Origin of the sequence: Alloalcanivorax profundimaris, from assembly GCF_015265435.1 — a bacterium.
In the GTDB taxonomy this organism is placed as follows: domain Bacteria; phylum Pseudomonadota; class Gammaproteobacteria; order Pseudomonadales; family Alcanivoracaceae; genus Alloalcanivorax; species Alloalcanivorax profundimaris.
In genome coordinates, this window is sequence record NZ_JABJWH010000040.1 from 247,408 (window position 1) to 259,616 (window position 12,209).

The following is a 12,209-nucleotide window of genomic DNA, read 5'->3' on the forward strand; positions in this document are numbered from 1 at the left end:
TCGCCCAGCCGGTAGAATGCGCGCCCTTTCACACACCGGGATTTGAGACCTTTTATGGAAGTGAATCCGCTGAGAACCCACCTCACCGACCTGGCCGAGCGCGTCGCAGCGCTGAGGGGGTATCTTTGACTACGACCAGAAGAGTGAACGACTGGTCGAAGTAGAACGCGAACTGGCGCTCCCCGACGTCTGGAACGAGCCCGACCGGGCCCAGGCGCTGGGCAAGGAGCGCGCCCAGCTGGAAAGCGTGGTGACCACCCTGCGCGACGCCGATCAGGGCGTCGGCGACACCCGCGACCTGCTGGAACTGGCGGTGGAAGAGGGCGATGAAGCCACCGTCGCGGAAGTGGAAGCGGACCTGACGCGCCTGGAGCGCATGGTGGCGGACCTGGAATTCCGCCGCATGTTCTCCGGCGAGATGGACACCGCCAACGCCTACCTGGACATCCAGGCCGGCTCCGGCGGCACCGAGGCCCAGGACTGGGCGGAGATGTTGCTGCGCATGTACCTGCGCTGGGGCGAGGCCCACGGCTTCAAGACCGAGCTGGTGGAAGCCTCCGACGGCGACGTGGCCGGCATCAAGTCCGCCACCGTCCGCTTCGAGGGCGACTACGCCTACGGCTGGCTGCGCACCGAAACCGGCGTGCACCGTCTGGTGCGCAAGAGCCCGTTCGATTCCGGCGGCCGCCGCCACACTTCCTTCAGCTCGGTGTTCGTGGCCCCGGAAGTGGACGACGACATCGACATCGAGATCGATCCCGGCAAGCTGCGCACCGATACCTACCGGGCCTCCGGCGCCGGCGGTCAGCACGTGAACCGGACCGATTCCGCGGTGCGCCTGACCTACACCTTCACCGACCCGGACAATGGCAAGGAGCACATCGTGGTGACCCAGTGCCAGTCCGAGCGTAGCCAGCACCAGAACCGGGACAAGGCCACCAAGATGCTGCAGGCCAAGCTCTACGAGCTGGAGCTGCAGAAGCGCAACGCCGAGAAGCAGGCCCAGGAGAACGCCAAGGCGGACATCGGCTGGGGCAGCCAGATCCGCTCCTACGTGCTCGATGACGGCCGCATCAAGGACCTGCGCACCAACGTGGAAAGCCACAACACCCAGCAGGTGCTGGACGGCGATCTGGATCGATTCATCGAAGCTTCCCTGAAAAGTGGACTCTGAGAGAATGGCTGACGAACAGACCAAGCAGAACGACGCCAACGAGGAAAACCGCCTGATCGCCGAACGCCGCGCCAAGCTGGCGGAATGGCGCGACAGCGGGGCCGCCTTCCCCAACCATTTCCGCCGCGACAGCCTGGCCGCCGACCTGGAGGCGGAGTACGGCGCGTTGGACAAGGAAGAGCTGGAAGCGAAGGACATTCAAGTGGCCGTGGCCGGCCGCCTGATGCTCGACCGCAAGGCGTTCAAGGTGCTGCAGGACATGTCCGGCCGCATCCAGATCTACGCGCCGAAAGAAGTGCAGAAAGCCACCAAGCACTGGGACCTGGGCGACGTGGTGGGCGTGCGCGGCAAGCTGTGCAAGTCCGGCAAGGGCGACCTGTACGTGATGATGGATGAGTACCTGCTGCTCACCAAATCGCTGCGCCCGCTGCCCGAGAAGCACAAGGGCCTCACCGACACCGAGGCCCGCTACCGCCAGCGCTACGTGGACCTGATCGTCAACGAGGACAGCCGCGCCGCCTTCAAGATCCGCTCGAAAATCGTCGCCGGCATCCGCAACTATCTGGTCGGCCAGGATTTCATCGAGGCGGAAACGCCCATGCTGCAGGTGATTCCCGGCGGCGCCACGGCGCGGCCCTTCATCACCCACCACAACAGCCTGGACATGGACATGTACCTGCGCATCGCGCCGGAACTGTACCTCAAGCGGCTGGTGGTGGGCGGCTTCGAGAAGGTGTTCGAGATCAACCGCAACTTCCGCAACGAGGGCCTGAGCACCCGGCATAATCCGGAATTCACCATGCTCGAGTTCTACCAGGCCTACGCGGATTACCAGGATCTCATGGACCTCACCGAGGACATGCTGCGCACCCTGGCCCGGGACGTGCTCGGCGACACCCTGGTGCGCAACACCGTGCTCGATGAACACGGCGAGCCCGCCGGCGAAGTGACCTACGATTTCGGCAAGCCGTTCCGCCGACTCACCGTGTTCGACGCCATCCTCGAATACAACCCGGACATGGACGCCAAGGAGCTGGCGGACGAGCAGGGCGCCCGGCGCATCGCCGAGGGCCTGGGCATTCCGCTCAAGGACGGCTGGGGCCTGGGCAAGGTGCAGATCGAGATCTTCGAGAAGACCGCCGAGCACCGGCTGCAGGATCCCACCTTCATCACCGACTATCCCACGGAAGTGTCGCCCCTGGCGCGGCGCAAGGACGACGACCCCTTCGTCACCGAGCGCTTCGAGTTCTTCGTCGGCGGACGCGAGATCGCCAACGGTTTCTCCGAGCTCAACGACGCCGAGGACCAGGCGGAGCGCTTCCGCGCCCAGGTGGCGGAGAAGGAAGCCGGCGACGACGAGGCCATGTTCTACGACGAGGATTACATCACCGCCCTGGAACACGGCCTGCCGCCCACCGCTGGCGAGGGCATCGGCATCGACCGCCTGGTGATGCTGTTCACCGATTCGCCCACCATCAAGGACGTGATCCTGTTCCCGCACATGCGTCCCCGCGGCCAGTAGGCTTGGTGCCCCGTGGCGGCCCGCGCGCCGCCACGGCCGCCATGGAAAGGGCAAGGCACCTGCCACGAACTCCCACAACATCGCGGTGCCTGTTAGGCTATCGGAGATCACCAAACAACAAAGCAGACCGCATTCATGACCTCGGCAATCCGCTACCAGGGACGCAAGACCCGCCGCGCGGGCAGTGAGCAACGCCGCCAGGCGATTCTCGACGCGGCGCTCAACATCATCGTCACCGACGGCATTCGCGCCGTGCGCCACCGCGCCGTGGCCCGGGAAGCGGACGTGCCGCTGTCCGCCACCACCTATTACTTCAAGGACATCTCCGACCTGATCGCGGATGCCTTCACGCTGTTCGCGGAACGAGCCCTGGAGAACGTGGTGCGCCCGTTCCGTGATCAGGCGTTCGCCCTGATCCAGGAGTTCCAGGGCGACGGCGCCAGCCGCGAAACCCTGATCGAGTCCCTGGCCCAGGTGACCACCGCCTTCATGCTCGACGAGCTCAACAACCGCCGCGACCACCTGATCGCCGAGCAGGCTTTCCTGCAGGAAGCGATTCTGGACCCGCGCCTGCGCGAGCTCGCCGACCTCTACCTGGAGGAGATGGGTACCTTGCTGGTGGGCGCCTGCGAGGCCATCGGCTCGCCCACGCCGGAACTGGACGCGGAAGTGATTCACGCCCGTATAATGGCGCTGGAAGTGCGGTTGCTCACCCACCCGGAACTGGCCAGCGAGGCCAGCGTGAAGACCCGCATGCGACATCTTCTGGAGAAGCTGGTCCCCCATGACTGACGCACCATCGATCGGCTCAAGGGCCGAACAGGACGTGCAGCTGGAAGCCGGCTGGAAGCAGGCCCTGGGCGGTGAATTCGCCCAGCCCTACATGCACGAGCTCAAGGCCTTCCTGCGCGACGAAAAGCAGGCCGGCGAAACCATCTACCCACCCGGGCCGGACATTTTCCGGGCCTTCAACGAAACCCCCTTCGACCAGGTCAAGGTGGTGATCCTCGGCCAGGACCCCTACCACGGCCCCAACCAGGCCCACGGCCTGTGTTTCTCGGTGCAGCCCGGGGTGCGGGTGCCGCCGTCGCTGGTCAACATCTTCAAGGAAATCGAGCGCGACCTGGGCATTCCGGCGCCCAACCACGGCAACCTGGATCACTGGGCCCGCCAGGGCGTGCTGCTGCTCAACGCCACCCTCACGGTGCGCGCCGGCCAGGCCGCCTCCCACCAGGGCCACGGCTGGGAGCGCTTCACCGACCAGGCCATCGAGCACATCAACCGCGAGCGTGAGGGCGTGGTGTTCCTGCTGTGGGGCAGCGCCGCCCAGAAGAAGGGCAAGCTGGTGGACCGCCAGCGCCACTGCGTGCTCACCGCTCCGCACCCCTCGCCGCTGTCCGCCTACCGCGGCTTTTTCGGCTGCGGGCATTTCTCCCGCGCCAATCAATATCTGCTTCAGCAGGGCCAGGACCCCATCGACTGGTCCCTCCCGGAATCATAAGGACCCCGTTGGCATGACCGACTCCGTACTGTTCGAAGAACTGAGCACCGCCTGTGGCCGCGTGATCGGCCGCGCCACCCTCAACGCGCCCCGTTCCCTGAACGCCCTGACCCTGGACATGATCCAGGCCCTGGACGCCCGGGTGGCGGACTGGCAGGGCCGCGACGAGGTGGTGGCGATCTGGCTGGACGGCGCCGGCGGCAAGGCGCTCAGCGCCGGGGGCGACGTGGTCGCCCTGCACGGCGCCGCCGTCAAGCACGCCGGCCAGGCCCGCAATCCCTTCGCGGAGCAATACTTCGCCGAGGAATACCGCCTCGATTACCGCCTGCACGTCTCCGAGACCCCGGTGATCTGCTGGGCGGACGGCGTGGTCATGGGCGGCGGCATGGGCCTGATGCAAGGCAGCCAGTTCCGGCTGGTGACGCCGCGCAGCCGCCTGGCCATGCCGGAGGTCACCATCGGCCTGTTCCCGGACGTGGGCGCCAGCTGGTTCCTTAACCGGCTGCCCGGCCACACCGGCCTGTTCCTGGGGCTTACCGGCGTGCACCTGAACGCCCGGGACGCCCTGGACCTGGGCCTGGCGGACCGCTTCCTGGACGCGGACCCGGAAGAGGTGCTCAAGGCCCTCACCGAGAACCGCTACGACGGCGACCGGGCCGCGGACCGCGCCCGGCTGTATCGCCAGCTGCGCGATCTGGGCACCACGCCGGAGGGGCTGCAGGCGGCGGTGAGCGATCACCGCGACACCATCGAGCGGCTGTGCGACGGCGCCACCGTGGAGGAAGTGGTGGCCCGTATCCAGGAGCACAAGCAGTGCGACGGCTGGCTGGACAAGGCGCGCAAGACCCTGGCCGCCGGCTGCCCGCAGACCATGCATCTGGTCTGGGAACAGCTGCGCCGGGCCCGCCACCTGTCCCTGGCGGAGGCGCTGCGGCTGGAATGGTGCGTGGCGGTGCAGTGCTGCCTGCACCCGGATTTCCGCGAGGGCGTGCGCGCCCTGCTGATCGACAAGGACGGCAGCCCGCGCTTCCGTCACCGGTCCGTGGACGAGGTGAGCGCGGATTACATCGATGGCTTCTTCCGTAACCCGGCGCCGGAGCACCCGCTGGCCGATCTGGGCTGACCGCGATCCCCTCTATCCCCACGGGTGATAGCGAACATCACGGATCATCATTTCCCGTCATGAGCGGGGCTCCCTAGAATCCCGATAACGGACCACAGGAGACCCGCCATGCCCTTCCAGGACTACACGCTGATCCAGGCCCCCATGGCCGGCGGCATCAACGCCACCCCGCTCACCGTGGGCGCCGCCCGGGCCGGGGCCCTGGCCTCCATCGGCGCCGGCTACCTGTCCGGTGCCGCCCTCGAGGAAGCGGTGACGGCGGCCCGCCAGGGCGGCGCCGATGCCTTCGCGGTGAACCTGTTCATCCCCGGCGAAGCGGGCGCCAGCGAGGCGCAATGGCGCGCCGCCCGGGAAGCCCTGGTGCCCTGTTATGAGGCCGCCGGCGTGGCCCTGCCGGAGGCTTTCGCCGAGCTGCCCGGCTTCGACGAACAGTTCGAGGCCATGCTCGAGGCCCGGCCGGCGTTCTTCAGCTTCACCTTCGGGCGCCTGGACAAGGCCCGTCGCGACGCCTGCCGGGCCCGGGGCATCGGCCTGATCGGCACCGCCACCAATCGGGCGGAAGCCCGTGACCAAGCGGAGGATGGCGTCGACGCCATCGTGCTGCAGGGCGAGGAGGCCGGTGGCCACCGGGGCAGTGCCGACCCGCGCGGCGCCGGCACGCCGCTGGCTGAACTGCTGGCCGGGTGCCGGGATCTGGAGCGGCCGCTGATCGCCGGCGGCGGGCTGATGGACGGCGCCGATATGGCCCGGGTGTTGGGCCAGGGCGCCGCCGCCGCCCAGCTGGGTACCGCCTTCCTGAGCTGCCCGGAAGCGGGCACCGCGCCGGCCTGGCGGGACGCCCTGGCCGCCGCCGGTCCGGACGCCACGGCGGTCACCGCTGCGGTCTCGGGGCGCTACGCCCGGGGCCTGGCCAATGCCTGGATGGATGAGCGGGCGCCGGCGACGATCGCGCCGTACCCGGACCAGCACCGGCTCACGTCGCCGTTACGCAAGGCCGCCGGGGTGGAATGGAAGAGTCTGTGGGCCGGCACCGGCGCCCACCGGTCCCGGGCCCTGCCGGTGGCAGAGCTGGTGGCCACTCTGCTCGAAGAGTGTCACGCCTTCGGCTTGGGAAGCTCGTAGGGCAATGCCCGTGGCTCCACCCCCAGCGGCATGTCGTCCACCAGCAGCTCGCCCTCATGATCCAGCCGCACCACCGCCAGCATCAAGGCGGTGGGCTCCCCGGGGGCGCTGTCCACCACCTCGCCCACGGCGCGGCCCTGATCATTGCGCAGGCTCTGGCCGGCGGCCAGCTCCGGCCCGGAATAGGCGAACAGGCGCATGCGCTGCTTGAGCTTGCCCTTGAAGTGCATGCGCGCCACCACCTCCTGGCCGGTGTAGCAGCCTTTCTTGAAGCTGACGCCGCCGAGCACGTCGTAGTTGAGCACCTGGGGCAGGAACAGATCCTCGGCGCCGGGCAGAATCTGGCCCTCGCCGGCGAGGAGGTCCTGGAAGCGGGCGCCGGCGCCGTCGGTGATCACCCGTTCCTTGGTGAGCGCCTGCCAGTGGCTGTCCAGCAGCGCCGAGGTGGCCACGATCAGGGCGTGGTCGGTGAGCGCGTAGCGCAGCACGGTGACGCCGTCGCGGCTGGCCGCCTGGCCCGCCTCCGGGGTGGGCAGGCCGGCCTCGGTCAGGGTGGCGTCCACGCCGCCGGAGAGCTGCGCTACCAGGGTGTCCGGATCCGGCCGGAAGGTCACCTTGGCGCGCAGCCTGTACTTCTCCAGGCAGCGGATGGTGGCGTCCACCTGGCCGGTGGGCACCAGCAGCAGGTAGCCGCCCTCCACCCGGGCGATGCGCAGGCTGATCAGGCCGCGCCCCTTGAGCGACAGGTGCATGGCGGCGCGGTGGGCGCCCTCGTCCACCGGTTTCAGATCGGCGGTGAGCTGGCCCTGCAGGTAGTCGCCGGCTTCCTCGCCCTCGGCGTGGATCACCGCCAGGTGCTCGCCGGTGGCCAGGGCCGGGGCCGTTACGCCGCCGTGCCGGGGATGCTGCGCCTCGATCAGGGATTGCCAAGCGTTCATGGTGCTCCTGTGGTTGCCCGTGCGGGTATTCAGTGGGACCCCCGATGATAGATAATCGTGAGCCCCCGTGTCAGTCGATGAAGCAAAGAGATTCTATCAATGACGTCTTCCCCGTCCTCCGAAACCGCCGATCTGAAACGCCGCTACCAGTGGCAATGCCGGCGTGGCGCCTCCGAAGTGGAGGTGGTGCTGTACGCCTACCTGGAACGTTTTTTCGAGGACGACACACCGGAACGGCGCGCCGCCTTCGGCCGCCTGCTGGAATGCCACGACGTGGACATGCTGGACTGGTTCACCGGCCACGGCGAGCCGGAGGACCCGGAGCTGCGCGAATTCGTGGCCGGGATGCTGCGCCGTGTGGCCGAGACGGATTGAACCGGGCGCCTCGCGCTATCCGGCGCGGCTGCGCCTGGCCGGCCTGGCGCTGGCCGGGGCGGCGCTGCTGGTCAGCGGCCTGCCGCTGAGCCTGGTGGCGGTGCTGGGGCTGGCGGCCCTGGCCCTGGCGCGCCGCTGGCGCCCGGCCACGCCGGCACGGCTGGCGGTGTCGCCGGAGGCGGTGCGGCTGGTGCTGCGCGACGGCCGCCGGCTGGCGGTGCGGCCGCCGTTCCGGGCGCTGCTGCGCGAGCACTGGCTGGCCCTGCATTGCCCCGGCGCCGGCTGGGTGTGGCTGTTCCCCGACCAGCTCGACCCGGCGGCGGTGACGCCGCTGCGCCAGGTGCTGTTTCTGCAGCGGCGATAACGGCAAGGAGCAACGATGAGCAACGAATACGGTTTCCACTTCGACAACAGCTACGCCCGGCTCCCCGAGGCGCTGTTCGCCCGCACCGACCCCCAGCCCGTGGCCGAGCCCTCGCTACTGCTGTGGAACGCGCCCCTGGCCGAGGCCCTGGGCCTGGACGGCGCGGCGCTGAACGGCCCCACCGGCGCCGCGCTGTTCGGCGGCAACCAGGTGCCCGCCGGCGGCGAGCCCCTGGCCCAGGCCTACGCCGGCCACCAGTTCGGCAACCCCACCATGCTCGGTGACGGCCGCGCCATCCTGCTCGGCGAGCAGATCACCCCGCACGGCGAACGCCGCGACATCCAGCTCAAGGGCGGCGGCCGCACGCCATTCTCCCGGGGCGGCGACGGGCGTGCCGCCCTCGGCCCGATGCTGCGGGAATACCTGATCAGCGAGGCCATGCATGCCCTGGGCATCCCCACCACCCGCGGCCTGGCGGTGGTGGGCAACGGCGAGCCGGTGCTCCGCGATACCGCCGTGCCCGGCGCCGTGCTCACCCGGGTGGCGGCCTCCCACCTGCGCGTGGGCACCTTCCAGTACGCCGCCGCCCGCCGCGACCCGGATCTGCTCCGCGCGCTGTTCGATTACACCCTGGAACGCCACTACCCGGACCTGAAGGACGCGGACAACCCGGCCCTGGCCCTGCTGGACGCGGTCATGGAGCGGCACATCGATCTGGTGGTGGCCTGGATGCGGGTGGGTTTTATCCACGGCGTGCTCAACACCGACAACGTGACCCTGTCCGGCGAGACCATCGACTACGGCCCCTGCGCCTTCATGGATGTCTATCACCCGGACACGGTGTTCAGCTCCATCGACCAGCGCGGCCGCTACGCCTACGGCAACCAGCCGGTGATCACCCAGTGGAACCTGGCCCGGCTGGCGGAAACCCTGGTGCCGCTGATCGGCGACGACAGCGAGGCCGCCGTGGCGCGCGCCGAGGCCCTGCTGGGCGAATTCGGCGGCCGCTACGAGCAACGCTGGCGGGCGATGATGGCCGACAAGCTGGGCCTGCTCGGCGAGCAGGAGGAGGGCGACCGCGCCCTGGTGGACGACCTGCTCGACTGGATGCGCCGGGAGCGGGTGGATTACACCAATACCTTCCGTGGCCTGATCGGCCGGGCGGTGCCCGATGGCGAGGCCTTCTATCAGGATGCCTTCCTGGACTGGCACCGCCGCTGGCGGGACCGGCTGGGGCGTAATCCGGAGCCGGACAGCGTGGCCGAGGCGCGCATGCGCGCCGCCAACCCGGCGGTGATCCCCCGCAACCACCAGGTGGAGGCGGCCCTCAACGCCGCCCAGCGCGACGACGATCTGGCCCCCACCCGGGCGCTCCTGGACGCCCTGGCCAATCCCTATGAGGACCGCGCCCTGGACGACCCCTACACCCGCCCCCCCACCGACCAAGAACGGGTCCTGCGCACCTTCTGCGGCACCTGATTACCCGGCAAAAGGCCGCCGGATCGATGTAGGAGCGGCTTTAGCCGCGATAACGACGGCGGTGGACGCATCACCGCCCGATCGCGGCTAAAGCCGCTCCTACAACCCCTCAAAAGAAGGGGCGCGGACGGTTCCTCGGAGCTTCCGGGTCGGGTGCGACCGGGCCGGACCGTTGGAGGCAGGGATGCCGGAAACGAGCTACAGGGACGTACTTGCCGCGTGTCCGGCCCGGTCGCACCCGACCCGGAAGCGGCCGTGATGGAGAGCCCGCCCCTCAAGGCACCAGAATGGTATCGCGCGGCGGCTCCGACGCCTCCGGGAATTCGCGCATGAAATGCAGCCCCCGGCTTTCGCGGCGCTGCAGCGCCGAACGGATGATCAGATCGGCGATCACCACCAGATTGCGCAGCTCCAGCAGGTCGTTGCTGATGTGGTAATTGCTGTAGTACTCGGTGATCTCGCTCTTGAGCAATTCCACCCGGTGCTGGGCCCGCTCCAGCCGCTTCACGGTACGCACGATGCCCACGTAATCCCACATGAAACGCCGCAGCTCGTCCCAGTTGTGGCTGATCACCACGTCCTCATCGGAATCGGTGACCTGGGAATCGTCCCATTCCGCCGCCTCCCGGGGCGCCGGCCACTCCGCCAGGTGGGCGCCGATGTCGTCGGCCACCGCCTGGCCGTACACGAAGCACTCCAGCAGCGAGTTGCTGGCCATGCGGTTGGCGCCGTGCAGGCCGGTGAAGCTGGTCTCGCCCAGGGCGTACAGGCCGGGCACGTCGGTGCGTCCGTGCTGGTCGATGATCACGCCGCCACAGGTGTAGTGGGCCGCCGGCACCACCGGGATCGGGTCGCGGGTGATGTCCAGGCCCAGCTGCAGGCACTTGGCGTAGACGGTGGGGAAGTGCTCGATGATGAAGTCCGCCGGCTTGTGGCTGATGTCCAGGTACAGGCAGTCGGCGCCCAGGCGCTTCATCTCGTGGTCGATGGCCCGGGCCACCACGTCCCGGGGCGCCAGCTCGGCGCGCTCGTCGAAGCGCGGCATGAAGCGCTCGCCGTTGGGCAGCAGCAGCCGGCCGCCCTCGCCACGGATCGCCTCGGTGATCAGGAAGCTCTTGGCCTTGGGGTGGTACAGGCAGGTGGGATGGAACTGCATGAACTCCATGTTCCCCACCCGGCAGCCGGCCCGCCAGGCCATGGCGATGCCGTCGCCGGTGGCCACGTCCGGGTTGGACGTGTACAGGTAGACCTTGGAGGCGCCGCCGGTGGCCAGCACCACGGAGCGGGCCAGGATCACGTCGGTCTCGCCGGTCTGGATATTGTGCACATAGGCGCCGCAGCAGCGTTTTTCCGGGCCGTCGGGGCCGTCATGCTCCTGCAGAATCAGGTCCACCGCCACCCGGTGCTCGAACAGGTGCACGTTGTCGCGCTCGGTGACGCGCTCGATCAGGGTGCTGGAGATCGCCACGCCGGTGGCGTCGGCGGCGTGGATGATGCGCCGGTGGCTGTGGCCGCCCTCGCGGGTCAGGTGGTAGGGCAGGGGATTGTCCTCGCTGCTCTCCATGCCCGCCAGGCGGGTGAAGTCCACGCCCTGGTCGATCAGCCAGCGGATCGCGTCCGGGCCGTTCTCCACGGTGTAGCGCACCGCGTCGTCATGGCACAGGCCGCCGCCGGCCTGGTGGGTGTCCTGCACGTGGCTTTCCAGGGAGTCGCCGTCGTCGAGCACCGCCGCCACGCCGCCCTGGGCGTAGTAAGTGCTCGCATGGGTCAGCTTGCCCTTGGACAGCAGCGCCGCCTGGGCGCCGTCGGGCAGGCGCAGGGCGACGGTCAGGCCGGCGGCGCCGGAGCCGATGATCAGGACATCGTAACGGTAAGTGGCCATGGATCCTCGCTGGATCGGGGTAAATTGTTGAACCAATGTGAAAACCGCCGGCCAGTATAGCGGCGCGGGTAACACCTGTTACAATACCGCGCTTTACCCGCCGCCACGGGATAATACGTCCTCCAGGGAGCGAGCACCCGGTGTCTTCAGACGAACAATTAGTCAAAAAAGCCAAGACCGGCGATCAGCGCGCCTTCGAAGTGCTGGTGGTCAAGTACCAGCAGCGGATCTTCGCGCTGATCAGCCGCTATGTGCGTGACCATGACGAAGTCCAGGATGTGGCCCAGGAGGCGTTCATCAAGGCGTGGCGCGCGCTGCCCCGGTTCCGCGGGGACAGCGCTTTCTACACCTGGTTGTACCGCATCGCGGTGAACACCGCCAAGAATCATCTGGTGGCCCTGGGCCGCCGCCCGCCGGGCTCCGACCTGGATGCCGCCGAGGCTGAACAGTACAGTGGCGCGGAAATGCTCCACGAGATTGGAACCCCGGAGTCCCACGTGTTGTCCGAGGAACTGGAGGCGGTCATCCACAAGGCGATCGAGGAGCTGCCTCAGGAGCTGAAGACCGCCGTGACACTGCGTGAATTCGAAGGTCTCAGCTACGAGGATATCGCGGCGGTCATGGAGTGCCCGGTGGGAACGGTTCGTTCCCGCATCTTCCGGGCCCGTGAAGCCATCGATGAAGCGGTGCGCCCCCTGCTGGGGTCGCAGCGCGGAGACAAAGGGTGAG

The 12,209-nt window shown here is 68.6% G+C and carries 12 protein-coding genes; 10 read left to right on the plus strand and 2 right to left on the minus strand.

Going from position 1 to position 12,209, the window contains the following annotated elements; translation table 11 throughout:
* The first annotated feature begins 54 nt into the window (after nucleotides 1–54).
* The 6 genes from prfB (at nucleotide 55) to HMJ39_RS18625 (ending at nucleotide 6,442) form a co-directional block, all read left to right on the plus strand.
* Nucleotides 55–1,174, plus strand: a protein-coding gene (gene prfB, locus HMJ39_RS18600; RefSeq protein WP_194298449.1) for a peptide chain release factor 2 whose coding sequence is annotated in 2 segments (ribosomal slippage) — nucleotides 55–126 and nucleotides 128–1,174 — 1,119 coding nt in all. Because the reading frame shifts where the segments join, the coding sequence is not laid out codon by codon here.
* Between the two features lie 4 nt (nucleotides 1,175–1,178).
* Complete coding sequence (lysS, locus tag HMJ39_RS18605; RefSeq protein ID WP_194298450.1) at nucleotides 1,179–2,696, plus strand: lysine--tRNA ligase; 1,518 nt, start codon at nucleotides 1,179–1,181, stop codon at nucleotides 2,694–2,696.
* A 135-nt stretch (nucleotides 2,697–2,831) separates the two neighbouring features.
* The gene (locus tag HMJ39_RS18610; protein ID WP_161383509.1) at nucleotides 2,832–3,488 is read left to right on the plus strand and encodes a TetR/AcrR family transcriptional regulator; all 657 of its coding nucleotides are present in this window, start codon (nucleotides 2,832–2,834) and stop codon (nucleotides 3,486–3,488) included.
* Nucleotides 3,481–4,197, plus strand: a complete 717-nt coding sequence (gene ung / locus HMJ39_RS18615) for a uracil-DNA glycosylase (protein ID WP_194298451.1) — start codon at nucleotides 3,481–3,483, stop codon at nucleotides 4,195–4,197. The genes HMJ39_RS18610 and ung overlap by 8 nt, the downstream gene beginning before the upstream one ends.
* A 13-nt stretch (nucleotides 4,198–4,210) precedes the next feature.
* Nucleotides 4,211–5,320, plus strand: a complete 1,110-nt coding sequence (locus HMJ39_RS18620) for an enoyl-CoA hydratase/isomerase family protein (RefSeq protein WP_194298452.1) — start codon at nucleotides 4,211–4,213, stop codon at nucleotides 5,318–5,320.
* 108 nt (nucleotides 5,321–5,428) lie between these two features.
* Nucleotides 5,429–6,442, plus strand: coding sequence for an NAD(P)H-dependent flavin oxidoreductase (locus HMJ39_RS18625; RefSeq protein WP_194298453.1), 1,014 nt, complete (start codon nucleotides 5,429–5,431; stop codon nucleotides 6,440–6,442).
* Here HMJ39_RS18625 and ygfZ read toward each other — a convergent pair.
* Nucleotides 6,415–7,380, minus strand: coding sequence for a CAF17-like 4Fe-4S cluster assembly/insertion protein YgfZ (gene ygfZ, locus HMJ39_RS18630; RefSeq protein WP_194298454.1), 966 nt, complete (start codon nucleotides 7,378–7,380; stop codon nucleotides 6,415–6,417). The genes HMJ39_RS18625 and ygfZ overlap by 28 nt on opposite strands.
* Before the next feature lie 99 nt (nucleotides 7,381–7,479).
* Between ygfZ and HMJ39_RS18635 the strand changes: the two genes are divergently transcribed.
* From HMJ39_RS18635 to HMJ39_RS18645, 3 genes are read left to right on the plus strand one after another with little or no spacing between them, the layout of a single operon-like run.
* Nucleotides 7,480–7,755 carry an FAD assembly factor SdhE gene (locus HMJ39_RS18635; protein WP_161383504.1) on the plus strand — a complete coding sequence of 92 codons (276 nt, stop codon included), beginning with the start codon at nucleotides 7,480–7,482 and terminating at the stop codon, nucleotides 7,753–7,755.
* Complete coding sequence (locus HMJ39_RS18640; protein ID WP_194298455.1) at nucleotides 7,736–8,119, plus strand: hypothetical protein; 384 nt, start codon at nucleotides 7,736–7,738, stop codon at nucleotides 8,117–8,119. The genes HMJ39_RS18635 and HMJ39_RS18640 overlap by 20 nt, the downstream gene beginning before the upstream one ends.
* Before the next feature lie 15 nt (nucleotides 8,120–8,134).
* Nucleotides 8,135–9,598 (plus strand): protein adenylyltransferase SelO, encoded by a 1,464-nt coding sequence (locus HMJ39_RS18645; protein ID WP_194298456.1) that lies wholly within the window; start codon nucleotides 8,135–8,137, stop codon nucleotides 9,596–9,598.
* Between the two features lie 274 nt (nucleotides 9,599–9,872).
* On the opposite strand, the gene nadB is transcribed toward HMJ39_RS18645, so the two are convergent.
* Nucleotides 9,873–11,480, minus strand: a complete 1,608-nt coding sequence (nadB, locus tag HMJ39_RS18650) for an L-aspartate oxidase (protein WP_194298457.1) — start codon at nucleotides 11,478–11,480, stop codon at nucleotides 9,873–9,875.
* Between the two features lie 140 nt (nucleotides 11,481–11,620).
* Here nadB and rpoE point away from each other — a divergent pair, with 140 nt between their 5' ends.
* Entirely contained in the window at nucleotides 11,621–12,208 is a 588-nt protein-coding gene (gene rpoE, locus HMJ39_RS18655; protein ID WP_194298458.1) for an RNA polymerase sigma factor RpoE, read from the plus strand.
* Nucleotide 12,209 lies beyond the last annotated feature (1 nt).

Excerpts from the sequence above, each read along its gene's own strand:
- lysS (WP_194298450.1), top strand. The coding sequence starts at position 1,179 with ATGGCTGACGAACAGACCAAGCAGAACGACGCCAACGAGGAAAACCGC.
- HMJ39_RS18610 (WP_161383509.1), top strand. The coding sequence starts at position 2,832 with ATGACCTCGGCAATCCGCTACCAGGGACGCAAGACCCGCCGCGCGGGC.
- ung (WP_194298451.1), top strand. The coding sequence starts at position 3,481 with ATGACTGACGCACCATCGATCGGCTCAAGGGCCGAACAGGACGTGCAG.
- HMJ39_RS18620 (WP_194298452.1), top strand. The coding sequence starts at position 4,211 with ATGACCGACTCCGTACTGTTCGAAGAACTGAGCACCGCCTGTGGCCGC.
- HMJ39_RS18625 (WP_194298453.1), top strand. The coding sequence starts at position 5,429 with ATGCCCTTCCAGGACTACACGCTGATCCAGGCCCCCATGGCCGGCGGC.
- ygfZ (WP_194298454.1), bottom strand. The coding sequence starts at position 7,380 with ATGAACGCTTGGCAATCCCTGATCGAGGCGCAGCATCCCCGGCACGGC.
- HMJ39_RS18635 (WP_161383504.1), top strand. The coding sequence starts at position 7,480 with ATGACGTCTTCCCCGTCCTCCGAAACCGCCGATCTGAAACGCCGCTAC.
- HMJ39_RS18645 (WP_194298456.1), top strand. The coding sequence starts at position 8,135 with ATGAGCAACGAATACGGTTTCCACTTCGACAACAGCTACGCCCGGCTC.
- nadB (WP_194298457.1), bottom strand. The coding sequence starts at position 11,480 with ATGGCCACTTACCGTTACGATGTCCTGATCATCGGCTCCGGCGCCGCC.